The organism is Streptomyces sp. NBRC 110035 (assembly GCF_000829695.1).
Classification (GTDB): Bacteria; Actinomycetota; Actinomycetes; order Streptomycetales; family Streptomycetaceae; genus Streptomyces.
In genome coordinates, this window is the sequence record NZ_BBNN01000016.1 from 40,260 (window position 1) to 64,995 (window position 24,736).

Consider the following 24,736-nt stretch of genomic DNA (forward strand, 5'->3'; position numbering starts at 1 on the left):
CTCGCGCACCCGCCGCTCCCGCTCCGGGCAGTGGCGGGCGCAGGTGTGTCCAAGGACCTGGAAACGGTTCAACCTCTTGACGGGAGGCGACCCGAACAGCTCATCTTAGAGTTCACTAGTTGGACACGGAGCGGGGCCTCGCCGAAGCGGCCCCGCGCGCAGGAGGTCGTCGTGGAGACTCCGGGGTCGCAGTCGTCGCTGCACCGAGCCAATCTCGAGCGGGTCGTCCGGGCCGTACGTCTGGCCGGCTCGCTCACCCAGGCCGAGATCGCGAGGACCACGGGCCTTTCGGCGGCGACGGTGTCCAACATCGTCCGGGAACTGAAGGAGGGCGGGACCGTCGAGGTCACGCCCACCTCCTCGGGCGGCCGCCGGGCCCGCAGCGTCTCGCTCAGCGGGGACGCCGGAATCGTGGTGGGCGTGGACTTCGGGCACACCCACCTGCGGGTCGCGGTCGGGAACCTGGCCCACCAGGTGCTCGCCGAGGAGTCCGAGCCGCTGGACGTGGACGCCTCCGCCCCCCAGGGCCTGGACCGGGCGGAACAACTGGTCAACCGGCTGATCGAGGCGACCGGCGTGGACCGTGCCAAGATCGCCGGGGTCGGCCTCGGCGTGCCCGGGCCGATCGACGTGGAGTCCGGCACCCTGGGCTCGACCGCGATCCTGCCCGGCTGGACCGGCACCAGGCCCGCCGAGGAGCTGCGGGGGCGGCTCGGCGTGCCCGTGCACGTGGACAACGACGCGAACCTGGGCGCCCTCGGCGAGATGGTCTGGGGCAGCGGCCGGGGCGTGCGCGACCTGGCGTACATCAAGGTGGCCAGCGGTGTCGGCGCCGGCCTGGTGATCAACGGGAAGATCTACCGGGGACCGGGCGGCACCGCGGGTGAGATCGGGCACATCACACTCGACGAGTCCGGCCCCGTCTGCCGCTGCGGCAACCGCGGCTGCCTGGAGACCTTCACGGCGGCCCGCTACGTGCTGCCCCTGCTCCAGCCCAGCCACGGCACGGACCTGACCATGGAAGGCGTCGTACGGTTGGCGCGGGAGGGCGATCCGGGCTGCCGCAGGGTGATCGCCGACGTGGGCCGTCACATCGGCAGCGGGGTCGCCAACCTCTGCAACGTGCTGAACCCGACCAGGGTGGTCCTCGGCGGTGACCTCGCCGAGGCCGGTGAACTGGTCCTCGGACCCATAAGGGAATCCGTCGGCCGCTACGCGATCCCCAGCGCCGCACGCCAACTGTCCGTGCTCCCCGGGGCACTTGGGGGCCGTGCGGAGGTACTCGGCGCGCTCGCCCTCGCCCTGAGCGAAATGGGCGATTCGACCTTGTTGGGCGGCACCGCGAACGACACCCTCGCCGCGGCCTCTCCCACCTTCACTTAGAGAACGATTGGCACCGTTGCCATCTCGTTAAGGATTTACTTCTTGACGTCGCACGTGTGGCCGAGTTGACTTCCAGCCACCTCGGCCGCAACGTCGCGGCCTCGTCAGGGAGGTTTCTGAAGTGAACACGCGTATGCGTCGTACCGCCATTGCCGTGGCCGCCGGAGCACTGGCCGTCTCTCTCGCCGCCTGCGGCAGTGCCGCCGAGTCCGGTGACAACAGCAGCGACTCGGGCGACTCCGCCGCCAAGGGCGACGACATCAAGGTCGGTCTGCTCCTGCCGGAGAACCAGACCGCGCGGTACGAGAAGTTCGACAAGCCCCTGATCGAGAAGAAGATCAAGGAGCTGACGAACAACAAGGCCGAGGTCGTCTACGCCAACGCCAAGCAGGACGCCAGCCAGCAGAACCAGCAGGTCGACACGATGGTGACCAACAAGGTCGACGTGCTGATCCTGGACGCGGTGGACGCCAAGGCCATCGCCGGCTCGGTCAAGAAGGCCAAGGACGCCGGCATCCCGGTCGTGGCCTACGACCGCCTGGCCGAGGGCCCGATCGACGCCTACACCTCGTTCGACAACGTGACCGTCGGCAAGACGCAGGGCGAGGCCCTGCTCGAGGCGCTGGGCGACAAGGCCGAGGACGGCCAGATCGTCATGATGAACGGCTCCTCCACCGACCCGAACGCCGCCCTGTTCAAGGAGGGCGCGCACTCCGTCCTCGACGGCAAGGTCAAGGTCGGCCGCGAGTACGACACCAAGGAGTGGAAGCCGGAGAACGCCAACGCCAACATGGAAGGCGCCATCTCCGCCATCGGCAAGGACAAGATCGTCGGCGTCTACTCCGCCAACGACGGCATGGCGGGCGGCATCATCACCGCGCTGAAGGCCGCCGGCATCGACGTCCCGGTCACCGGCCAGGACGCCGAACTCGCGGGTGTGCAGCGCATCGTCACCGGTGAGCAGTACATGAGCGTCTACAAGCCGTACGCCCCCGAGGCCGAGGCCGCCGCCGAGATGGCCGTCGCGCTCGCCCAGGGCAAGTCGCTGGACTCCGTCGCCAAGGACTCGGTCGACAGCCCCACCACCAAGGGCGTGCCCTCGGTGCTCGTCCCGGTCGTGTCGCTGACCCAGGAGAACATCAACGACACCGTGATCAAGGACGGTGTCTACACCGTCGAGGAGATCTGCACGGCCAAGTACAAGGCCGCCTGCGACAAGATCGGTCTCGAGTAGACCGGTTGACCCCAGCAGTCCCCGAGCCCCCCGAGCCGTACGGGAGTCCGCACCGGACTCCCGCGGGGGACCGACTGCCATGAGCTCCGCCGGCGCCCCGCACACACCAGCCCCGCAAGCTACGCGGGGCGCCGGTCGGAACACCCCCAAACTTCTGCACAACCTCCCGCCGGGTCAGGCGGCGAAGGAGATGGTTCACGTGTCCGCTACGCCCGTGCTGGCGTTGCGCGGGGTCTCCAAGCGTTTCGGTGCCGTCCAGGCGCTCACCGACGTAGAGCTTGAGGTCCGTGCCGGCGAGGTGGTCGCCCTGGTGGGCGACAACGGCGCCGGAAAGTCCACGCTGGTCAAGACGATCGCCGGCGTGCACCCCATCGATGAGGGCGTCATCGAGTGGGACGGCAGGGCCGTCCAGATCAACAGGCCGCACGACGCCCAGAACCTGGGCATCGCGACGGTCTACCAGGACCTCGCACTGTGCGACAACATCGACGTCGTCGGCAACCTCTACCTGGGCCGGGAGATCCGCAAGCGCGGTGTCCTGGACGAGGTGGAGATGGAGCGCCGCTCCCGTGAGCTGCTCGACACGCTGTCGATCCGCATCCCCAGCGTCCGCATCCCGATCGCCTCGCTCTCCGGCGGTCAGCGCCAGGTCGTGGCGATCGCCCGGTCCATGCTCGGCGAGCCCAAGCTGGTGATCCTCGACGAGCCCACCGCCGCCCTCGGCGTCGAGCAGACCGCGCAGGTCCTCGACCTGGTCGAGCGGCTGCGCGAGCGCGGCCACGCGGTCATCCTCATCAGCCACAACATGGCCGACGTCAAGGCCGTGGCGGACAAGGTCGCCGTCCTGCGCCTCGGGCGCAACAACGGCATCTTCGAGGTCAAGTCGACCTCGCAGGAAGAGATCATCTCCGCCATCACGGGCGCCACGGAGAACGCCGTGACCCGTCGTGCGGCGCGTACCAATGGGGAGGTCAGCAAGTGAGCACCGAAAAGACCTCGACGCCCGCGGACCACACGGTCGAGAACACCGAGGCGGCCCCCGAGGCGGTCGCCGCCGTCGACCCCCGGCTGCTGGTGCGCGAGCAGGGCTTCGCCGGCTACCTCGCCGAGTTCAAGCGCAAGATGAAGGCCGGCGACCTCGGGTCCGTCCCCGTCGTCATCGGCCTGGTGGTCATCTGGGCCATCTTCACCGGTCTGAACTCCAACTTCCTCACCGCCGGCAACTTCTCCGACATGTCCGTCGCCATGGTCGGCACCGGCATGATCGCCGTCGGCGTCGTCTTCGTGCTGCTGCTCGGCGAGATCGACCTGTCGGTCGGCTCGGTCAGCGGCGTCGCGGGCGCGGCCTTCGCGGTGCTGAACGTCTCGAACGGGATGAACGAGGTGCTGGCCCTGGTGCTGGCCATCCTCACCGGCACGGTCGCCGGCATCATCCACGGCTTCTTCTTCGCCCGCATCGGCGTCCCCGCCTTCGCCGTGACCCTGGCCGGCCTGCTGTTCTGGCAGGGCTTCATGCTGCAGATACTGGGCAGCAACGGCACGATCAACCTGGACAGCGACGGCATTGTCGGGAAGTTCACCAGCTACTACTTCACCGATGTCGCGGCCGCCTACGGCCTCGCCGTCGTGGCCGTCGTCGCGTACTTCCTCGCCGCGTTCCTGGGCAACCGCCGCCGTGAGGCCGCCGGGATCCCCTCGCGCCCGCTGAACGACATCATCGTGCGCACCGTGCTGCTGGCCGTCGTCGCCTTCGTGGTGGCGATCGTCTACAACCAGCACAAGGGCCTCCCGCTCGCCGTGGTGATCTTCCTCGCGGTGCTCGTGCTCACCGACTTCGTGCTCCGCCGCACCACCTACGGCCGCAAGGTCTTCGCGCTCGGCGGCAGCGTCGAGGCGTCCCGCCGTGCCGGTATCAACGTGGAGATGGTCCGGATCTCGGTCTTCGCGATCGCCGGCACCTTCGCCGCGATCGGCGGCCTCTTCGTCGCCTCGAAGATCGCCTCCGCCAACCAGGGCGCGGGCACCGGCGAGTTCCTGATGAACGTCATCGCCGCGGCCGTGATCGGCGGTACGTCCCTCTTCGGCGGCCGTGGCCGCACCTGGAACGCGCTCCTCGGTGTCCTGGTGATCGTCTCGATCCAGTACGGCCTCGCCCTCGAGGGCATCGCCTCGCCGGTCCAGTACATGATCACCGGTGGCGTGCTGCTGGCGACCGTCGTCATCGACGCCGTCACCCGCAAGACCCAGAAGACGGCGGGCCGCGCCTAGCCGCTCCGGCCTGCCGCTCCCGCGGCGGCACCGTCCGCGAAGCACGTCCTCTGTGCCCGGTACCCGTGCGGTACCGGGCACAGGCATGTCGTGGCACGTGTCGTAGCGCGGTCCGACCGTGGGCAGGACCGAGGGCGTGACGTACGACGCACCGCCCGGACGCAGGGCGCCGGGCCGGAACATTAGACTCGACGAGCCCGGCAACAGCTCGATCAGCTCTACAGCAAGGAGGCACGGGTGCCGCTGCTGACCCGCATCAGGGGACCGCGCGATCTGGACCGGCTCACCCTGGAGGAGCTGGACCAGCTGGCCGAGGAGATCCGGACCTTCCTCGTCGACGCGGTCTCCAAGACCGGTGGCCACCTCGGCCCCAACCTGGGCGTGGTGGAGCTCACCCTCGCCCTGCACCGCGTCTTCGAGTCGCCCAGGGACAAAGTGCTCTGGGACACCGGACACCAGTCCTACGTGCACAAACTGCTGACCGGCAGGCAGGACTTCTCCCGGCTGAAGATGAAGGGCGGCCTCTCCGGCTACCCCTCGCAGGCCGAGTCCGAGCACGACGTCATCGAGAACAGTCACGCCTCCACCGTCCTCGGCTGGGCCGACGGCCTCGCCAAGGCCAACCAGCTGAGGAAGACCGGCGACCACGTCGTCGCCGTCATCGGCGACGGCGCGCTCACCGGCGGCATGGCCTGGGAGGCGCTGAACAACATCGCCGACGCCGGGGACCGCCCGCTGGTCATCGTCGTCAACGACAACGAGCGCTCCTACGCGCCCACCATCGGCGGCCTCGCCAGCCATCTCGCGACCCTGCGCACCACCGACGGCTACGAGCGCTTCCTGGCCCGCACCAAGGAGCTCCTGGAGCGCACCCCGGTCGTCGGCCGGCCCCTCTACGACACCCTGCACGGCGCCAAGAAGGGCCTCAAGGACTTCATCGCCCCGCAGGGCATGTTCGAGGACCTGGGCCTGAAGTACGTCGGCCCCATCGACGGCCACGACATCGAGGCACTGGAGTCCGCCCTCACCCGCGCCAAGGGCTTCGGCGGCCCGGTGATCGTGCACTGCCTCACCGAGAAGGGCCGCGGCTACCAGCCCGCGCTCGCGGACGAGGCGGACCGCTTCCACGCCGTCGGCAAGATCCACCCCGACACGGGCCTGCCGATCGCCTCCTCCGGCGCCGACTGGACGTCCGTCTTCGGCGAGGAGATGGTCAGACTCGGCGAGGAGCGCGAGGACGTCGTCGCCATCACCGCGGCCATGCTCCAGCCCGTCGGCCTCGACAGGTTCGCCAAACGGTTCCCGGACCGGGTCTACGACGTCGGCATCGCCGAGCAGCACGGCGCCGTCTCCGCCGCGGGCCTGGCCCACGGCGGGGTCCACCCCGTGTTCGCCGTGTACGCCACCTTCCTCAACCGCGCCTTCGACCAGGTGCTGATGGACGTGGCCCTGCACAAGTGCGGCGTCACCTTCGTCCTGGACCGGGCCGGCATCACCGGCACCGACGGCGCCTCCCACAACGGCATGTGGGACATGTCGATCCTCCAGGTCGTCCCCGGACTGCGGCTGGCCGCCCCGCGCGACGCCGACCAGGTCCGCGCCCAGCTCCGCGAGGCCGTCGAGGTCACCGACGCACCGACCGTGGTCCGCTTCTCCAAGGGCGCCGTCGGGCCCGCGGTACCGGCCGTGGGCCGCGTCGGCGGCATGGACGTCCTGCGCGAGCCCGGCACCGACACCCCGGACGTGCTGCTGGTCTCCGTGGGCGCCCTCGCGCCGATGTGCCTGGAGATCGCCGGCCTGCTCGACCGGCAGGGCATCTCCACCACCGTCGTCGACCCGCGCTGGGTCAAGCCCGTCGACGAGGCCATGGCCCCGCTCGCCGAGAAGCACCGCGTCGTCGTCACCGTCGAGGACAACTCCCGCGTCGGCGGGGTCGGCTCGACGACCGCGCAGGCCCTGCGCGACGCCGGCGTCGACGTGCCGCTGCGCGACTTCGGCATCCCGCCGCGCTTCCTCGACCACGCCTCGCGCGCCGAGGTCATGGCGGAGATCGGCCTGACCGCCCCGGACATCGCCCGCCAGGTCACCGGCCTGGTCTCGAAGCTGGACGGCGGCTACGCGCGCTCCGCCGCCGACTCGGTCGAACCGGCCCGCGACTGACGCGCGGCTGACCCGGCTCCTCCCGCCGATACGCCCGAACGGGCCGCCCGTACCACTGTGAAGAGTGGTACGGGCGGCCCTTCCGCGTGAGCGCGCCCGTGCCCGGGCACACGTTTCAGGTCCCCCTCTCGACCATGCCGGGGACGACGCAGCGTGGGAGGCATCCGTGAGCAACACCCTCTTCCGGACGAAGAAGGTCGAGCAGTCCATCCGTGACACCGAGGAACCGGAACACGCGCTCAAGAAGTCCTTGTCCGCGCTGGACCTGACCGTCTTCGGCGTCGGCGTCATCATCGGTACCGGCATCTTCGTCCTCACCGGTACGGTCGCCAAGAACAACGCCGGGCCGTCGGTGGCCCTGGCCTTCGTGGTGGCCGGCGTCGTCTGCGCGCTCGCCGCGCTCTGCTACGCCGAGTTCGCCTCCACCGTCCCGGTGGCGGGCTCCGCCTACACCTTCTCGTACGCGTCCCTGGGCGAACTGCCCGCGTGGATCATCGGCTGGGACCTGGTCCTGGAGTTCGCGCTCGGCACGGCGGTGGTGGCCGTCGGCTGGTCCGGGTACGTCCACTCGCTGCTGGACAACGCGGGCTGGCAGATGCCCGCCTCGCTCGGGGTCCGGGACGGCGCCGAGGGCTTCGGCTTCGACATCCTCGCCGCCGCCCTGGTGCTGGTCCTCACCGGCATCCTCGTCCTCGGCATGAAGCTGTCCGCCCGGGTCACCTCGATCGTCGTCGCCATCAAGGTGATCGTCGTCCTCGTCGTCATCATCGCCGGCGCCTTCTTCGTCACCGCCGACAACTACGACCCGTTCATCCCCGAGGCGCAGCCCGTCGAGGCCGGCGCCGGCCTCGACTCACCGCTCATCCAGCTGATCTTCGGGTGGGCGCCGTCCAACTTCGGCGTGCTGGGCATCTTCACCGCGGCCTCGGTGGTCTTCTTCGCCTTCATCGGCTTCGACATCGTCGCCACGGCCGCCGAGGAGACCAGGAACCCGCAGCGGGACATGCCCCGCGGCATCCTCGGCTCGCTGTTCATCTGCACCGTGCTGTACGTGGCCGTGTCGATCGTGGTCACCGGCATGCAGCACTACAGCGAGCTGTCCGTGGACGCCCCGCTCGCGGACGCGTTCAAGGCCACCGGGCACCCCTGGTACGCGGGCTTCATCAGCTTCGGCGCCGCCGTCGGCCTGACCACGGTCTGCATGATCCTGCTGCTCGGACAGACCCGGGTGTTCTTCGCGATGAGCCGGGACGGACTGCTGCCCCGCTTCTTCTCCCGCGTCCACCCCCGGTTCAGGACCCCGCACCGGCCGACCGTCCTGCTCGGCGTCGTCATCGCGGTCCTCGCGGGCTTCACCCCGCTGACGGAACTCGCCGAACTCGTCAACATCGGCACGCTGTTCGCCTTCGTCATCGTCGCGCTCAGCGTGATCATCCTGCGCCGGACCCGCCCCGACCTGCCACGGGCCTTCCGCACCCCGTGGGTGCCGTTCCTGCCGGTCCTGTCGGTCGCCGCCTCGCTGTGGCTGATGCTGAACCTGCCCGCCGAGACCTGGGTGCGGTTCGGCGTCTGGATGGCGCTCGGCGTCGTCGTCTACTTCCTCTACAGCCGCAGCCACAGCCGCCTGGGCCGCGGCGAGGGGACCGGCCCCGTCGAGCCCGCGGAACCGTCGGGCCCGGCGCCGCGGTAGCGCTGCCGGCCCCTGTTGCCGGCCCGGGCGCCGCGCCCCCCCCGGCGCGGACGCTGTGGGCGAATCGGCCGACCGACGTCGGCCGGCCCCAAGCCCATGACGGGGACGCCCGTCCCGGCGGCACGCCGCCCGAGCGGCGTTCCGGCGGGACGAACGCGCCCGTCGTGGCCCGTCACGGAATGCGCCGACAGCCTCCGGCGCGGAGCACGGGACCGGGGCTTCGCCCGGCGGGTCAGGGCCTGGCCGGCCGGATGAAGGCGCAGACAACCGGCGGTCCCCGCCCGGTGGGCCGGGTGCGGGCCGGTGCGTGCGGCCGGGAGGCGGAGCAGGGCGCCGATGCGACGGGGTCCCTCCCCGCGCACGGGGAAGGCTCCTCCCGGAGCCGACGATCCACGCCGCCGCCGGGGTCCCGCCCGAAGAGCTCGGTGAAGGGGGCGCCCGCTTCGGCGCCCTCGGCGTCATCCGCCGGACGGGCCGTGTCGTCAGGGGCGGACCGTGCGCGGGCCGGCCACCGTCGCGCCGAGGGCCGTCACACGGCGCCGCAGCTCGCGGTCGGCGGTGACGACCAGGACCGGCCGCCCACCCGCGCCGGCCACCAGGCCGACCATGTGGTCGTCGCCGCTGCCCGGCGCCGACTCCACCCGCACCCCCGGCACCGACTCCACGCCCCGCGCGGCCCCCTCCACCACCAGGACGAGCTCCACCGGCTCCGCCGGGTCCGTACGGCCCGGGAGCCCCTGCCCTGCCAGCCGGTCCCGCAGCCGCTCCGCGGCGCCCCGGCGGTCCCGCCACCACCCGTCGGGCACCGACCCGACGACGTTCGCGGAGTCGACGATCACGAGCAGAGCGGCGCTGTTCTCCATGCGGCCAGGCTCCCACGCAATGCGGTTCCGCAGGTGCTCGCCGGGCACCCGCGGGGGGTTCCTCCGCCTGCCCCCGCCCCGCGCGAAACCACGGCCCGCCGGGGCCCGCCGGGGCCTGGCGTGGCTTGGTGGGGTCCGGTGGGTCCGGTGGTCCGGTGGGGTCTGGTGGGGCCTGGCGTGGCTCGGTGGGGTCCGGTGGCTCGGTGGGGTCTGGTGGGGCCTGGCGTGGCTCGGTGGGGTCCGGTGGCTCGGTGGGGTCTGGTGGGGCCTGGCGTGGCTTGGTGGGGTCCGGTGGGTCCGGTGGGGCCTGGCGTGGCCCGGCGTGGTCCGGTGGGGCCCAGCGCGGTTGGGTGGGGGCCGGCGCGGTCTGGTGGGGCCGGTGGGGTCCGGTATGAGACGAAGAGGGCGGCCCGTACGGATCGACTCCGTACGGACCGCCCCCTGCCGTGCTCCGGGGCGGATCAGGCGGGGACGCTCGCCACGCCCGGGGCCAGGAACCGCTTCCCGTTCACGCGCTCGGAGACGCCCTCACGGTCCAGGTACGGCGTGATGCCGCCCAGGTGGAAGGGCCAGCCGGCGCCGGTGATCAGGCACAGGTCGATGTCCTGGGCCTCGGCGACGACACCCTCGTCGAGCATCAGCCCGATCTCCTGCGCCACCGCGTCGAGCACCCGGGCCCGCACCTGCTCCTCGGTGAGGACGGTGTCGCCCTGCTCGAGCAGCGCGGCGACCTCGGGGTCCAGCTCCGGCCTGCCGCTGTCGTGGACGTAGAAGCCGCGCTTGCCGGCCTCGACGACCGCCTTCAGGTTCGGCGAGACGGTGAAGCGGTCCGGGAAGGACCGGTTGAGCGTCTCGGAGACGTGCAGCCCGATCGCCGGGCCGACCAGCTCCAGGAGGACCAGCGGGGACATCGGCAGACCGAGCGGCTCGACGGCCTTCTCCGCGGTCTGGACCGGGGTGCCCTCGTCGATGACGTTCTGGACCTCGCCCATGAAGCGGGTCAGGATGCGGTTCACGACGAACGCCGGGGCGTCCTTGACCAGCACCGCCGTCTTCTTCAGCTTCCGGGCCACACCGAACGCCGTCGCCAGCGAGGCGTCGTCGGTCCGCTCGCCGCGGACGATCTCGAGCAGCGGCAGCACCGCGACCGGGTTGAAGAAGTGGAAGCCGACGACCCGCTCCGGGTTCTTCAGCTTGGATGCCATCTCGGACACCGACAGCGAGGAGGTGTTGGTGGCGAGGATCGCGTGCGCCGGGGCGACCGCCTCGACCTCGGCGAACACCTGCTGCTTGACGCCCATCTCCTCGAAGACCGCTTCGATGACGAAGTCGGCGTCCGCGAAGCCCTCGGCCTTGTCCAGCACACCGGTGACCAGCGCCTTGAGGCGGTTGGCCTTGTCCTGGTTGACACGGCCCTTGCCGAGCAGCTTGTCGATCTCGGTGTGGACGTAGCCCACACCCCTGTCGATGCGTTCCTGGTCGATGTCGGTCAGCACGACCGGCACCTCGAGGCGGCGCAGGAACAGCAGCGCGAGCTGCGAGGCCATCAGACCGGCGCCGACGACACCGACCTTGGTGACCGGGCGGGCCAGGTTCTTGTCCGGGGCGCCGGCCGGGCGCTTGGCGCGCTTCTGCACCAGGTTGAACGCGTAGAGACCGGAGCGCAGTTCACCGCCCATGATCAGGTCGGCGAGCGCCTTGTCCTCGGCGTCGTAGCCCTGCTGGAGGTCGCCGTCCTTGGCGGCGGCGATGATGTCCAGGGCGCGGTAGGCGGCCGGGGCGGCGCCGTGCACCTTGGAGTCGGCGACGAACCGGCCCTTGGCGACGGCCTGGTCCCAGGCCTCGCCGCGGTCGATCACCGGGCGGTCGACGACGATCTCGCCCTTGAGGACGGCCGCCGTCCAGATCAGCGACTGCTCCAGGAAGTCCGCGCCCTCGAAGATCGCGTCCGCGATGCCGAGTTCGTAGACCTGCTCACCCTTGAGCTGCTTGTTCTGGTTGAGGCTGTTCTCGATGATCACCGAGACGGCCTTCTCGGCACCGATCAGGTTCGGCAGCAGGGCGCAGCCGCCCCAGCCGGGGACCAGGCCGAGGAAGACCTCGGGCAGGGAGAACGCCGGGATGGCCGAGGACACCGTGCGGTAGGCGCAGTGCAGGCCGACCTCGACGCCGCCGCCCATCGCCGCGCCGTTGTAGTACGCGAAGGTGGGCACGGCGAGCGTCGACAGCCGCTTGAAGACGTCGTGGCCGCCCTTGCCGATGGCGTGGGCGTGGTCCCACTCCTTCAGCTGCTCGACGCCCTTGAGGTCGGCGCCGACGGCGAAGATGAACGGCTTGCCGGTGATGCCGACACCGACGATCCTGCCGTCCGCGGCCTCCTTCTCGACCTGGTCGAGGGCGGCGTCCAGGTTCGCCAGCGACTGTGGGCCGAAGGTGGTCGGCTTGGTGTGGTCCAGGCCGTTGTCCAGCGTGATCAGCGCGAAGCGCCCTGCGTCCAGGGGCAGTTCGAAGTGGCGTACGTGGGCCGTCGTGACGACCTCGTCCGGGAAGAGCGCGGCCGCGCCCTTCAACAGTTCGGCGGTGGTGCTCACTTGTCCCCCTCGAAGTGCGGGTTCTCCCAGATGACCGTCGCGCCCATGCCGAAGCCGACGCACATGGTGGTCAGGCCGTAGCGGACGTGCGGCTGCTCCTCGAACTGGCGGGCCAGTTGCGTCATCAGGCGGACGCCGGAGGAGGCCAGCGGGTGGCCGAAGGCGATGGCACCGCCGTACTGGTTGACGCGCGCGTCGTCGTCGGCGATGCCGTAGTGCTCCAGGAAGGCCAGCACCTGGACGGCGAAGGCCTCGTTGATCTCGAACAGGCCGATGTCGGAGATGGACAGCCCCGCCTGGGCGAGGGCCTTCTCCGTCGCCGGGATCGGGCCGTAGCCCATGACCTCGGGCTCCACCCCCGCGAAGGAGTAGGAGACCAGGCGCATCTTGACCGGCAGCCCGTTCTCGCGGGCGAAGTCCTCGGAGGCGATGACCGAGGCGGTGGCGCCGTCGTTCAGACCGGCCGCGTTGCCGGCGGTGACCCGGCCGTGGACGCGGAACGGCGTCTTGAGACCGGCCAGGTTCTCCAGGGTGGTGCCGGGACGCATCGGCTCGTCGGCGGTGACCAGGCCCCAGCCCGTCTCACCGGCCTCCGCGTTGGTGCGGCGCACCGACACCGGTACCAGGTCGGCCTGGATCCTGCCGTTGGCGTACGCCTTGGCGGCCTTCTCCTGCGAGCGGACCGCGTACTCGTCGGCGCGCTGCTTGGTGATCGTCGGGTAGCGGTCGTGCAGGTTCTCCGCGGTCATGCCCATGAACAGGGCCGACTCGTCGACCAGCTTCTCGGAGACGAACCGCGGGTTCGGGTCGACGCCCTCGCCCATCGGGTGGCGGCCCATGTGCTCGACACCGCCCGCGATGGCGACGTCGTACGCGCCGAAGGCGACTGAGCCGGCCACCGTGGTCACGGCGGTCAGGGCGCCCGCGCACATGCGGTCGATGGAGTAGCCCGGGACCGAGGTCGGCAGGCCCGCCAGGATGCCGGCGGTGCGGCCGATGGTCAGGCCCTGGTCACCGATCTGCGTGGTCGCGGCGACCGCGACCTCGTCGATCTTCTTCGGGTCGAGTCCGGGGTTGCGGCGCAGCAGCTCCCGGATCGCCTTCACGACGAGGTCGTCGGCACGGGTCTCGTGGTAGATGCCCTTCGGGCCCGCCTTGCCGAACGGGGTGCGGACGCCGTCGACGAAGACGACGTCCCTGACGGTACGAGGCACGATGGCTCTCCTCCAGGGTGCGGGATGGCACTGCTGCGTTGCGCTGAGCGCGCGCTCAGAGCCTATGCTACTTGTGGGTAATGTAGCTGCCCAGTCCTGCGGGTCCGAGCGGTGAAGGTCACACCGTCGGCGGAGTCCGTCGCAGCACGCCGGGCGAGGGCCGTGGCCGGGGCGCACGCTTCACAGCCCTCAGGGATCTTGGCGTGATCTCGACGCCCCTGTTCCGTTTCAAGGGCCTCATGAGGGAGCGGCGAACCAGGGGTGGTCTGTGGCCGGAGGCCGGGCCGGGGGCGCCTCTCACGGGAACGGAGCCGTATCGACGTGCGGCTCCGCCGCGGGCGGCCGCACGAGGGGCGCGCCCAAGGGGCACGGGGCCGTGTCGGCCTGCGGCTCCGCCGCGTGGGCACGACCGGCCGCAGTCCACCCGCACCTGCTCCGCGCCCCGCACCTGCTCCGCGCCCCGCATCGCGCCCCGCACCTGCTCCGAGTCCCGGGCCCGTACCGGCGACGGCGCTCAGGTCTCTGTCGAACCGCCGGAGTCAAGTGCGGCGACGAGTACCGGCGTCACCTGCCACTGCCACTGCCGCGCCCCGCATCCGCATCGCGCTCCGCATCCGCTCCGCGCCCCGCACCTGCTCCGAGTCCCGGGCCCGTACCGGCGACGGCGCTCAGGTCTCTGTCGAACCGCCGGAGTCAAGTGCGGCGACGAGTACCGGCGTCACCTGCTCGACCTGCCACTGCCGCGCCCCGTACCCCGCCAGCGCGGCCGCGACGGACTCCGGGCCGGCGGGCTGCGGCGGCTCCCAGCACACCCTCCGCACGGTGTCCGGAGTGATCAGGTTCTCCTGCGGCATGTTCAGCCGCTCGGCGAGCGCGCTCACCCCCGCGCGGGCCGCGGACAGCCGGGCCGCGGCCACCGGGTCCTTGTCCGCCCAGGCGCGCGGCGGCGGGGGACCGGTCACCGGCTGGCCGGGCTGCGGCAGCTGCGCCTCGCTCAGCGCCCGCGCCCGGTCCACGGCCGCCTGCCACTGCTCCAGCTGACGCCGCCCCACGCGCGACCCGAACCCGTTCAGCGCGGCCAGGGCGTGCACGGTGGCCGGCACGGCGAGCGCGGCTTCGACGATGGCCGCGTCCGAGAGGACCTTCCCCGGCGAGACGTCCCGGCGCTGGGCGATCCGGTCCCGGGTCTGCCACAGCTCCCGCACGACGGCCATCTGCCGGCGTCTGCGCACCTTGTGCATGCCGGAGGTGCGCCGCCAGGGATCCTTGCGGGGTTCCGGCGGCGGCGCGGACGCGATCGCGTCGAACTCCTGCCACGCCCACTCCAGTTTGCCCTGCCGGTCCAGCTCCTTCTCCAGCGCGTCCCGCAGGTCGACCAGGAGCTCGACGTCGAGGGCGGCGTAGCGCAGCCAGGGCTCGGGCAGCGGGCGGGTGGACCAGTCGACGGCGGAGTGGCCCTTCTCCAGGACGAAGCCGAGCACGTTCTCGACCATGGCGCCGAGTCCGACGCGGGGGAAACCGGCGAGGCGGCCGGCCAGCTCGGTGTCGAAGAGACGGGTGGGCAGCATCCCTATCTCGCGCAGGCAGGGCAGGTCCTGCGTGGCGGCGTGCAGCACCCACTCGACGCCGGACAGCGCCTCGCCCAGGCCCGACAGGTCGGGGCAGGCGACGGGGTCGATCAGCGCGGACCCGGCGCCCTGGCGGCGCAGCTGGACGAGGTAGGCGCGCTGGCCGTAGCGGTAGCCGGAGGCACGCTCGGCGTCGACGGCGACAGGGCCGGTGCCCGCGGCGAAGGCGGCGACCACTTCGGCGAGGGCGGCGTCGTCCGTGATCACGGGCGGAATGCCCTCGCGCGGTTCGAGCAAGGGGATCGGCGCCTCCGTAGCAGAAGATCCGTCGTCGTCCGGAGGGGCGCCTCCGGTGGTTCGCAGGGCGCTGTCTGCTGCGGTGTCGTGGGCGTCGGTCACCTGTCAAGAGTATCCGTGCCACGAAGGGGTCCGCCGACGGAACGTTCCGGCGGCGGACCCCAGGGGGTCGTAAACAAGTCAGTCCGGTGCGTGCCCGGTCGGGAGGGTCAGTGGATGATGCCGGTGCGCAGGGCCACCGCGACCATCCCGGCGCGGTCGCCCGTGCCGAGCTTGCGGGCGATGCGGGCGAGGTGGCTCTTGACGGTCAGCGCGGACAGGCCCATCGAGACGCCGATGGCCTTGTTCGACTGCCCCTCCGCCACCAGCCGCAGCACCTCCACCTCACGGCCGGACAGTTCGCGGTAGCCGCCCGGGTGGCTCGGGGCGCCCGGGGGGCGGCGGTGCAGGCGGGCTCCGCCGATGGGGGCGGCGCCGGGGCGGGAGGGGAGTCCGAGATTGGTGCGGGTGCCGGTGACGACGTAGCCCTTCACACCGCCGGCGAGGGCGTTGCGCACGGCGCCGATGTCGTCGGCGGCGGACAGGGCGAGGCCGTTGGGCCAGCCCGCGGCCCGGGTCTCCGAGAGGAGGGTGAGGCCGGAACCGTCCGGCAGGTGGACGTCGGCGACGCAGATGTCGCGGGGGTTGCCGATGCGGGGACGAGCCTCCGCGACGGACGAGGCCTCGATCACGTCGCGCACACCGAGCGCCCACAGATGGCGGGTGACGGTGGAACGGACGCGGGGGTCGGCCACGACCACCATGGCGGTCGGCTTGTTCGGGCGGTAGGCGACCAGGCTTGCGGGCTGCTCGAGGAGAACGGACACCAGGCCTCCTGGGGTGGCGGCGGGACGGGGCCGGCTCGTGGGGGTGAGGCCGGGCTCAACCGTGCTTTCAAGGTCACAGTCGTCTTCGGCAGCAAACCCGGTCTCCTTTAGAGAATGATCACGATCCAGTGAGTAACAATCCGTGCAATTCGGACACGCGGTCGATCATTCGAAGACCGAACGGTTTCGGTCCACGTCGCAACCCTTCCGAAAGTGGCCGTATCGACAAAGAGATCCCCAAAAAGGTCGCCAAAGGGATTGCCGAGGAGATCGGCGGAACGGAGGTGGGTGAGTCGACAAGGAGACCGGCCCGGCGACCGGTCCGGTGGCCGGGCCGGTGGCCGGGCCGGTGGCCGGGCCGGTCTCCTGCCCGGTGGCCGGTCCGACGGCCTGCCCGGGGCCGTTTCGGTGACCCGCCCGGGAACGACGAGGAGACCGGTCCGAAGACCGGTCTCCAGAATCGCCGGGAGCCCCACGCGGGGCTCGGCACGGCACGTCGCAGGGGCCGCGGGTACGGGCTGCGGGATCAGCGTCCGCGGGGGACCCGGTGGCGCGGTGGGCTCAGCGCGACTGCGGGCCCCGCCGCTGAGGCAGCGTCACCACCGACGCGTCCCCCGGAGCGGCCGGCGGCAGCCCGGCGACCTGCGCCAGCAGATCGCACCACGCCACCAGATGCGTGGCCGTGTCCGGCACCCCGCCCTGGCCCTCCCGCGGTGTCCACGAGGCACGGATCTCGATCTGCGAGGCGGCGGGGCGCTCGGACAGCCCGCCGAAGTAGTGCGAACTCGCCCGCGTGACCGTGCCGCTCGGCTCGTCGTACGTCAGACCGCGCGCCGCGAGCGCGCCGGTCAGCCAGGACCAGCACACCTCCGGAAGCAGCGGATCCGCCGCCATCTCCGGCTCCAGCTCCGCGCGCACCAGCGTCACCAGGCGGAAGGTGCCCCGCCAGGCGTCGTGCCCGGCCGGCTCGTGCAGCAGCACCAGCCGGCCGTCGGCCACGTCCTCCTCGCCGTCCACGACCGCCGCCTCCAGCGCGTACGCGTACGGGGCGAGCCGTTTGGGCGCCGGGGTGGTCTCCACTTCGATCTGCGGGCGCAGCCGCGCGCCCCGCAACGCGTCGACGGCGGTCCGGAAGGGCAACGGGGGCGCCGTTCCCCCGAGCCCGAGATCCGCATCGGTGTCCTTCGCTTCGTCCATTCCGCCCGTGCCGTCCGACAGTCGTCCCTGAGCCGCAGCCATGCGGGGAAGGTTAAGCGGAAGCGGGCTCCGGCGCGGGGAGGGACACCCGTGGCGGGCAACGGTGTCCGGATCGTGTCGTACGGGCGTGGCGCGAACGCGGTGCCCGGCGTGGCGCGGGGGTGGGACACGGCGTGGCGCGGGGGTGGAGCAGGACGCGGGACACGGCCTGGCGTGAGCCGCGGGAAACGGCCCGGCGCGGGGCGCGGCGCTCGGGCGGCCTGCGGTGCGGGAGTGCCGGCGGGCCGTGGGAGACTGGCCGGGTGAGCGCCAATGTCAGCCCGCGGGGCAAGCAGCCGACCCAGACGTACGACAGTGCCTTCCTCAAGGCGTGCCGGCGTGAGCCGGTGCCGCACACTCCGGTGTGGTTCATGCGGCAGGCGGGCCGCTCACTGCCGGAGTACCGCAAGGTGCGCGAGGGCATCGCGATGCTCGACTCCTGCATGCGCCCCGACCTCGTCGCCGAGATCACGCTCCAGCCGGTGCGCCGCCACCACGTCGACGCGGCGATCTACTTCAGTGACATCGTCGTCCCGCTCAAGGCGATCGGCGTCGACCTCGACATCAAGCCCGGCATCGGCCCCGTCGTCGAGGAGCCCTTCCGCACCCGCGCCGACCTGGCCCGGCTGCGCGACCTCACCCCGGAGGACGTCTCCTACGTCACCGAGGCGATCGGCCTGCTGACCGCCGAGCTCGGCGCCACCCCGCTGATCGGCTTCGCGGGCGCCCCGTTCACCCTCGCCAGCTACCTCGTCGAGGGCGGCCCGTCCCGCACCTACGAGAACGCCAAGGCGATGATGTACGGCGACCCGGAACTCTGGGCCGACCTCCTCGACCGCCTCGCGGACATCACCGCCGCCTTCCTCACCGTGCAGATCGAGGCCGGAGCCTCCGCGGTCCAGCTGTTCGACTCCTGGGCCGGCGCGCTCGCCCCGGCCGACTACCGGCGCTCGGTGCTGCCCGCCTCGGCCAAGGTCCTCGACGCGGTGTCCGGCCACGGCGTCCCCCGCATCCACTTCGGTGTCGGCACCGGCGAACTCCTCGGCCTGATGGGCGAGGCCGGCGCGGATGTCGTCGGCGTCGACTGGCGCGTCCCGCTGGACGAGGCCGCCCGCCGCGTCGGCCCCGGCAAGACGCTCCAGGGCAACCTCGACCCGACCGTGCTGTTCGCCGGCACGGAGGCGGTGGAGGCGAAGACCCGCGAGGTGCTGGCCGCGGCCGAGGGCCTCGAGGGCCACGTCTTCAACCTCGGCCACGGGGTCATGCCGACCACCGACCCGGACGCTCTGACCCGCCTCGTCGACCACGTCCACACCGTCACCGCCCGCTGACCGCGCGGCCCGTTCACCGCGCGGGCCGTTCACCACGGGGACGCGGGGCCGTGCCCGCCTGCCGAACAGCGGGCCGCGCGGCTCCGGGAGCGGGGGCACCGGGGCGCAGCGGCCGGGCGACCGAGCAGGCGCACTCCGGCACGCACCGGTTGGCGAAGCTGAAGCACCGCAGGGAAGGCGAGTTCCGAGCGGCCCCTGTGCCCGTCGACGAACGCTACGAGCGTGTGCGTGACCGTCCCCGCACGTGTGCCGGGACGCGGATCAGCTCCCGCAGCCCCGCCCGTCGCGGAACCGCGTCCAGACGGTGGTAGAACTCGCCGACGTCGAGCGCCAGCTGGCGGCCGGCGGTCCAGTACGGGATGACCGCGCGCGAGGGCGTCCCGAGCCACACGGCCTGCCCGCCCAGGGGCCGGCTTCTCATGTCCCCCCGCAGCGCGACGCTGCGGCCGACACCGAGGACCTGGAAGTACGCGGACACGTCGTGGACGCCACGGTCCAGGGGACCGCCGCCGGCCGCGGTGAGCGGGTCGATCCGCATCGTCCCGGACACCACGGGCCGCCGCCGGCCGCCCCTGCCGTTCTCGAGCCGCACGGCGAGATCCGACGTGGGGAACCAGCCGACGTGCTGTCTGCGGTGGGAGAGCCGGATCTCCCCGTAGGCGGCGGTCAGGTGATCGCCGACCGCCCACTCCCCGGCTCCGGCGATCCCCTCGGTCAGCGCCGGATCGAGCACCAGGCGCCCCCCGTGCTCCAGGAGGGTCACCGCCCTGCCGTCCTGGTGGGCCAGGTGCATCCGCACCGGGGCGGTGAGCGCGCCGTCGTGCCAGCGGGGCCGGCCGAGTTCCGCGAGGGGCCTCACCTGGCGGATGCGGCGGGCCAGCAGCGACAGGGCGTCGAGGCGGCCCTCCTCCAGCAGACGGGCCCGCAGCCGCGTCACCGCCGGAAACCCTTCCCGGACGGACGGCGGGAACTCCTCGAGCACCAGCCGCCGTACCGCCTCGAACCGCTCCCGGACCTGACCGTGGCCGCTCAGCACGTAGGGCTCGCTCATGTGGCGGAGGATCTCCACCCGGTAGGTCCGGCGGAGCATCGCGTCCTGCACCGGACCGGGCGGGGTGTGCGCCTTGACGGTCCGCACGACCGTGCGCAGCCAGCCGAAGTACTCGTCGACGACGAGCTGCCTGCTGCTGGTGTTCCCGCCGTCCTCCCGGCGCATCCAGTAGTAGCAGGGGTAGTCGCCCAGGACCGAGACGCACCGCGCCACCGCGTACGCGTGCGCCATGAACACCTGGTCCTCGAGCCGGCACCGGCCCTCCGGGAACCTGATGCCGTTGTCCAGGAGGAAAGCGCGGTGGAACATCTTGTGGGGCGTCAGGCTCTCGAACAGCGGGTGGTCGCCCACGGTGCAGCGGTCGACCGTGCGGGCGAAGACATTGCTGGGCCCTGCCATGGTGCCCGCCGGTTTGCCGAGAACGATGTCCGATCCGTTGCGCCTGCCCAGGTCGTAGAGCCGTTCCAGCGCCTCGTGGCCCAGTTCGTCGTCCTGGTCGACGAACTGGACGTACTCGCCCCGGCTCAGCCGCACCCCGACGTTTCTCGGCTTCCCCGGCCAGCCGGAGTTCTCCTGGCGGTGCACCCGCACGTGGGGGTGCAGGGCCGCGAGCCGGTCCAGGCGTTCGGCCGAGTCGTCGGTCGAGCCGTCGTCGACGTACACGACCTCGTAGGCGTCGCGGCCGATGCTCTGCCCGAGCAGGCTCCGCGCGCACGTGTCGATGTAGGAGCCCGCGTTGTGGACGGGGACGACGACGCTGACTTTGAGCACGGGATCCACCCTCGTGTCCGACTGGGGGGCGTGGTGGTCCCGGTGTCCGACGGCGGCGGAAAGCCGGTTTTGGCACCGCCGTCCGTTGCCGGGACGGCCACGGGTGAGAATCACCCGAGCCCACGGGCGAGGAACGTAACACCGGAGACGGAGCCGCACCGCGAACGAGCGGCACATGCACCCGAATGGTGTACCGCACCGCACCGGGTGGTGGCACGGGACGGCCCCGCCGGCGGGGAAGACCGGCGGGGCCGTCCCGTCGTACCGCACTGGCTCAGTGGACGGAGCGCTCCTCCTGGGGGAACACTCCGCCGACGACGTCCTCGGCGAACGCCTTCGCCGCACGGATGGTCTGCGGGGGAGCGTCGGTTGAACCTCGTCCGGGGGACCGTGCCTCCACCCAGCGGACGGGAAGCAAACGAAGGCGGTAACGGCGCGAAGAGCGACCGGAGCTCGTCAGGAACCAACCGCTGCGACAAACCGACACTCATGGCACGGCATCATGCCGCCTCCACCTCACACCACGTGGACACCCTCTTGGCCCGGCCTCCCCACACGCTGCCGCGTTTCGGAACACCCCCGCGTCGGCGGGGCGGACGGGGGCAGCCACTCGGCGGGGTCCTGGTCGGACGGAACACCCCCGCCGACGCGGGGGTGTTCCGGTGACGAAGTTCGCGGCGATCGGGGCGTAGGTGGCCCACGGGGTGCGCCGTGCCGGATTCACGTCATGAACGGGGACGACCACGTCCGCCGCCTGCCCGAGCGGCCGCCGGTGGACCCGCCGCCCGCTGAACACCGCCGTCCGGTGCTGCGTATCCCTTCCCAACTGCCTGCGGCGCGGGGAAGGGGCCGTGGGGCCGACGTGAGGAACGGACCATGAACGACCGAGTGAACGCTGCGATGCAGGCGCTGCCCGACGGGGAGGCGGAACTCACGCTCGTGGTGCGCCTCTCCTGGGAGGACATCGCCCGGCTCGGCCAGGAGGCGGGGCGGCTCGCCTCCCGGATGCAGCGGCCGGTGACGCTGGACGAGGCGGTGGGCCACCGTCTGCGCTCGGCGCGGGCCACCGCCGCGCACGCGAAGCCGGCGGGGGAGCAGCCGCCGGCCGCCGTGAGCGCGGGGGCCACCGGTACGGCCGGCCTCACCGGTACCGGCGGCGCCGGCGCCTCCGTGTCGGCCCTGTCGTCCCGGCCCGCGGCGGACCCTGCGCGGCCTCCGGCGGAGCAGGCGCGTCAGGCGATCGAACGGATCAACGGGACCGCTTAGGGGGCCTTTCCCCGTGCCCGCCCGGGTCGCGCGGCCCGGCACCGCGCCTCGCCGCGTTGTCGAAAAGCCCTGGTGGCTCCGCTGCGAGGGCTCTCCGGCGCCTTGCGGCGCGCGGCACCGGACCGCGCGACCCGACCGGACGCCCGTGGGGAAAGGACCCCTCGGGGCCTGGGGCGAAAGCGGCGCCTGCCGCGCGACGCCACTTCCGCCACCGGCCCCGGGCGGGAGCGCGCGGCAGGACGGCGGTCAGGGTGTGCGCGGCGACGGCCGTCCCGCCGTGGCGCGGATCTTCGCGGTGGCCTTGCGGGCCGCCACCAGGACCGGGTCCCAGACGGGGGAGAACGGCGGGGCGTACCCCAGGTCCAGCATGGTCATCTGCTCCACCGTCATCCCGGCGGTGAGGGCGACCGCCGCGATGTCGACGCGCTTGCCCGCGCCCTCCCGGCCGACGATCTGGACCCCGAGCAGGCGGCCCGTGCGCAGCTCGGCGAGCATCTTCACCGTCATGGGGGAGGCGTTCGGGTAGTAGCCCGCACGGCTGGTCGACTCGATGGTGACCGTCTCGAACCGCAGCCCCGCGCGGTGGGCGTCCTTCTCCCGCAGCCCGGTGCGCGCGATCTCCAGGTCGCAGACCTTGCTGACCGCGGTGGCGACCACGCCCGGGAAGGTGGCGTAGTCGCCGCCGACGTTCGAGCCGATGATCTGGCCGTGCTTGTTGGCGTGCGTGCCGAGCGCGATGTGCCGCTCCTGCCCGGAGACCAGGTCGAGCACCTCCACGCAGTCGCCGCCGGCCCAGACGTTCCGGTACCCGCGGACCCGCATCGACCGGTCGGTGAGCAGCCCGCCGTGCCGGCCCAGGGGCATCCCCGCCGCCCGCGCCAGACCCGTCTCCGGCCGCACCCCGATGCCGAGCACCACCACGTCCGCCGGGTACTCGGCGTCCGCGGTCGCCACGGCCCGCACCCTGCCGTCGTCCCCGGTGAGCAGCCCGGTGACCTCGGCGTCGTTCACCATGGTGATGCCCAGCCCCTCCATCGCCTCGTGCACCAGGCGCCCCATGTCGGGGTCGAGGGTCGCCATGGGCTCCCGGCCGCGGTCGACGACGGTCACCTCATAGCCGCGGTTGATCAGCGCCTCGGCCATCTCCACGCCGATGTACCCCGCGCCGACGACCACCGCGCGGCGGCCGGCCGTGCGCTCCAGCGCGTCGATCAGGGCCTGGCCGTCGTCCAGGGTCTGCACCCCGTGCACACCGGGGGCGTCCATGCCGGGCAGCTCCGGGCGGATCGGCCGTGCGCCGGTCGCGATCACGAGCTTGTCGTACGACGTCCAGGACTCGGTGCCGGAACCGAGGTCCCGCGCGCGCACCCGGTTGCGGCCGGGGTCGATCTCCGTGACCTCGGTGCCCATCCGCAGGTCGATGTGGCGCGCGCGGTGCTCCTCGGGCGTGCGGGCGACCAGCTCGTCGCGTCCGGCGACGTCGCCGGCCACCCAGTAGGGGATGCCGCAGGCGGAGAAGGACGTGAAGCGCCCGCGCTCGAAGGCCACGATCTCCAGCTCGTCGGGTCCCTTCAGCCGGCGCGCCTGCGACGCCGCGGACATTCCCGCGGCGTCGCCGCCGATCACCACCAGGCGTTCCGGTCCCTCCGCGGCCGGGACCGCGCCGTCGCCCGTACCCGTACCCGTGTTCGTGCCCGTGCTCGTAGTCGTGGTCATACGGCCACGCTACGGGGGCCGGTCACTTCGTACCGGGCTCAGGGGCCTCCTCCGGGGCCTCCTCCGGGGCCTCCCCGGGGACCTCCTCCGGGGTCCGGGCCGTCGTGCCCGCGGACGAGGGCCGGGACGCGGGCCGGGACGCGGGAACGGGCGGGGAGGCGGGGGCCGGCCGTGTACGGCGGCGCAGCCCGGGGCGTACGGCCCTCCGCCACAGCAGCGCGAGCAGGGCCGCCACCACCGCGAACGGCAGCGCCGCGCCGATCGCCACCGCGAGCCAGCGCAGCATGGTCATGAACGCGTCCCAGCCGCCGGCGAGCGCGTCCAGGAACCCGGGGTCGTCGTCCTGTGCGTTCTGCTCCACCCGCGTCTCGGACAGGGTCAGGGTGATGGTGGCCAGGCTCGCGCGGTCCTCCAGGGACGCCTGCCGGGCGAGCAGGGCCTCCAGGTCGGCCTGGCGGGTGCTGAGTTCGCCCTCCAGGGTGACCACGTCGCTGAGCCGGGTGGCCCGGTCCATCAGCTCGCGGATCCGGGCCGCGCTGGCGCGCTGCGTCCTGATCCGGCTCTCGACGTCGACGACCTGGTCGGTGACGTCCTCCGCCTTCGCGCTGCGTTCGACGAGTTCGCCGGAGCCCTCGAGGTCCGCGAGGACCTCGTCGTACTTCTCGGCGGGGACGCGCAGCACCACACGCGTGAGCTCGTGGCCCTCCGTGTCCTGCCGGGTGTTCTCGTCGCCGACGTAGCCGCCCGCGTTCTCGGTGGTGGTGCGCGCGTCGGCCAGCGCCGTCGGCGCGTCCTGCACCCGCACGGTCAGCTCGGCGGTGCGGATGACGTGGCTCGTGGCGGTGTTCCTGTCCACGGGCGGCGCCGTCGCCCGCGAGCCGTCCGCCGAGCTGCCGGCGGCCCCGTCCCGCGCCGCCCCTCCCTTCGCCCCCTCCTCGGCGCCCCCCTGGGCGTCGGCCGGCGCGACGGCGGCCTTGTCGTCGGAGGCACTGGAGTCGCTGCTCGAGCCCGCGCCGCTGCATCCGGCCAGGGCGAGGGCGGCTGCCAGCAGCAGGCCCGGCACGGCGTGTGCCGGCCGTGCGGATCGTCGTGTGCGCATGCGGGTTCCCCCCGGGGTTCGTGACCGATGACGTTCCTACGACGCCGCAGGGCGGCGGAACGACGGCGCGAAACGGTCCCGAAGCGGTCACGGCGGGGACTCGGGGCCGAACGACGGAGGGCCGGACGGCCC

17 protein-coding genes and 1 pseudogene are annotated in these 24,736 nt (G+C 72.4%); 8 read left to right on the forward strand and 10 right to left on the reverse strand.

Annotated elements, in window-relative coordinates:
* Nucleotides 1-171: 171 nt before the first annotated feature.
* The 6 genes from TU30_RS02765 (at nucleotide 172) to TU30_RS02790 (ending at nucleotide 8,735) form a co-directional block, all read left to right on the forward strand.
* Nucleotides 172-1,383 (forward strand): ROK family transcriptional regulator, encoded by a 1,212-nt coding sequence (locus TU30_RS02765; protein ID WP_042164060.1) that lies wholly within the window; start codon nucleotides 172-174, stop codon nucleotides 1,381-1,383.
* A gap of 133 nt (nucleotides 1,384-1,516) precedes the next feature.
* Nucleotides 1,517-2,617, forward strand: coding sequence for a substrate-binding domain-containing protein (locus TU30_RS02770; protein ID WP_042164063.1), 1,101 nt, complete (start codon nucleotides 1,517-1,519; stop codon nucleotides 2,615-2,617).
* 190 nt (nucleotides 2,618-2,807) lie between these two features.
* On the forward strand, nucleotides 2,808-3,599 hold the full coding sequence (locus tag TU30_RS02775) for an ATP-binding cassette domain-containing protein (RefSeq protein ID WP_042164066.1): 792 nt from the start codon (nucleotides 2,808-2,810) through the stop codon (nucleotides 3,597-3,599).
* Nucleotides 3,596-4,885, forward strand: coding sequence for a sugar ABC transporter permease (locus TU30_RS02780; protein WP_042164068.1), 1,290 nt, complete (start codon nucleotides 3,596-3,598; stop codon nucleotides 4,883-4,885). The genes TU30_RS02775 and TU30_RS02780 overlap by 4 nt, the downstream gene beginning before the upstream one ends.
* A 237-nt stretch (nucleotides 4,886-5,122) precedes the next feature.
* Nucleotides 5,123-7,045, forward strand: coding sequence for a 1-deoxy-D-xylulose-5-phosphate synthase (dxs, locus tag TU30_RS02785; RefSeq protein ID WP_042164071.1), 1,923 nt, complete (start codon nucleotides 5,123-5,125; stop codon nucleotides 7,043-7,045).
* A gap of 166 nt (nucleotides 7,046-7,211) precedes the next feature.
* A complete protein-coding gene (locus tag TU30_RS02790; protein ID WP_042164074.1) occupies nucleotides 7,212-8,735 on the forward strand; it encodes an amino acid permease in 1,524 nt (507 codons plus the stop codon).
* A 482-nt stretch (nucleotides 8,736-9,217) separates the two neighbouring features.
* Here the strand turns inward: TU30_RS02790 and TU30_RS02795 are convergent, their stop codons facing one another.
* The 6 genes from TU30_RS02795 to TU30_RS02820 all read right to left on the reverse strand — a co-directional run bounded on the left by TU30_RS02795 (nucleotide 9,218) and on the right by TU30_RS02820 (nucleotide 17,373).
* Nucleotides 9,218-9,598, reverse strand: a complete 381-nt coding sequence (locus tag TU30_RS02795; RefSeq protein ID WP_042164742.1) for a hypothetical protein — start codon at nucleotides 9,596-9,598, stop codon at nucleotides 9,218-9,220.
* Nucleotides 9,599-10,059: 461 nt separating this feature from the next.
* On the reverse strand, nucleotides 10,060-12,189 hold the full coding sequence (locus TU30_RS02800) for a 3-hydroxyacyl-CoA dehydrogenase NAD-binding domain-containing protein (protein WP_042164077.1): 2,130 nt from the start codon (nucleotides 12,187-12,189) through the stop codon (nucleotides 10,060-10,062).
* The gene (locus TU30_RS02805) at nucleotides 12,186-13,403 is read right to left on the reverse strand and encodes an acetyl-CoA C-acyltransferase (protein WP_042164080.1); all 1,218 of its coding nucleotides are present in this window, start codon (nucleotides 13,401-13,403) and stop codon (nucleotides 12,186-12,188) included. The genes TU30_RS02800 and TU30_RS02805 overlap by 4 nt, the downstream gene beginning before the upstream one ends.
* Nucleotides 13,404-14,071: 668 nt before the next feature.
* Nucleotides 14,072-15,370: a ribonuclease D gene (locus tag TU30_RS02810; RefSeq protein ID WP_176726231.1), complete on the reverse strand. Its 1,299-nt coding sequence runs from the start codon at nucleotides 15,368-15,370 to the stop codon at nucleotides 14,072-14,074.
* A gap of 107 nt (nucleotides 15,371-15,477) precedes the next feature.
* Nucleotides 15,478-16,134 carry a response regulator transcription factor gene (locus TU30_RS02815; protein ID WP_042164084.1) on the reverse strand — a complete coding sequence of 219 codons (657 nt, stop codon included), beginning with the start codon at nucleotides 16,132-16,134 and terminating at the stop codon, nucleotides 15,478-15,480.
* 561 nt (nucleotides 16,135-16,695) lie between these two features.
* Nucleotides 16,696-17,373 carry a DUF3000 domain-containing protein gene (locus tag TU30_RS02820; protein ID WP_078878070.1) on the reverse strand — a complete coding sequence of 226 codons (678 nt, stop codon included), beginning with the start codon at nucleotides 17,371-17,373 and terminating at the stop codon, nucleotides 16,696-16,698.
* A gap of 260 nt (nucleotides 17,374-17,633) precedes the next feature.
* On the opposite strand from TU30_RS02820, the gene hemE reads away from it, so the two are divergent.
* Nucleotides 17,634-18,701 (forward strand): uroporphyrinogen decarboxylase, encoded by a 1,068-nt coding sequence (gene hemE / locus TU30_RS02825; RefSeq protein WP_042164090.1) that lies wholly within the window; start codon nucleotides 17,634-17,636, stop codon nucleotides 18,699-18,701.
* Nucleotides 18,702-18,915: 214 nt separating this feature from the next.
* On the opposite strand, the gene TU30_RS02830 is transcribed toward hemE, so the two are convergent.
* Both TU30_RS02830 and TU30_RS38115 read right to left on the reverse strand, forming a co-directional pair.
* Nucleotides 18,916-20,523 (reverse strand): glycosyltransferase family A protein, encoded by a 1,608-nt coding sequence (locus TU30_RS02830; protein WP_042164093.1) that lies wholly within the window; start codon nucleotides 20,521-20,523, stop codon nucleotides 18,916-18,918.
* A 670-nt stretch (nucleotides 20,524-21,193) separates the two neighbouring features.
* Nucleotides 21,194-21,268 (reverse strand): annotated as a pseudogene (locus tag TU30_RS38115) (rhomboid family intramembrane serine protease); the annotation flags it as partial.
* 131 nt (nucleotides 21,269-21,399) lie between these two features.
* Between TU30_RS38115 and TU30_RS02835 the strand changes: the two are divergent.
* Entirely contained in the window at nucleotides 21,400-21,789 is a 390-nt protein-coding gene (locus tag TU30_RS02835) for a hypothetical protein (RefSeq protein WP_042164096.1), read from the forward strand.
* A gap of 246 nt (nucleotides 21,790-22,035) precedes the next feature.
* Here TU30_RS02835 and TU30_RS02840 read toward each other — a convergent pair whose 3' ends face one another.
* Nucleotides 22,036-23,505 carry an FAD-dependent oxidoreductase gene (locus tag TU30_RS02840; RefSeq protein WP_267889322.1) on the reverse strand — a complete coding sequence of 490 codons (1,470 nt, stop codon included), beginning with the start codon at nucleotides 23,503-23,505 and terminating at the stop codon, nucleotides 22,036-22,038.
* A 22-nt stretch (nucleotides 23,506-23,527) separates the two neighbouring features.
* Nucleotides 23,528-24,604 carry a DUF4349 domain-containing protein gene (locus tag TU30_RS02845; protein WP_042164099.1) on the reverse strand — a complete coding sequence of 359 codons (1,077 nt, stop codon included), beginning with the start codon at nucleotides 24,602-24,604 and terminating at the stop codon, nucleotides 23,528-23,530.
* Nucleotides 24,605-24,736: the final 132 nt, after the last annotated feature.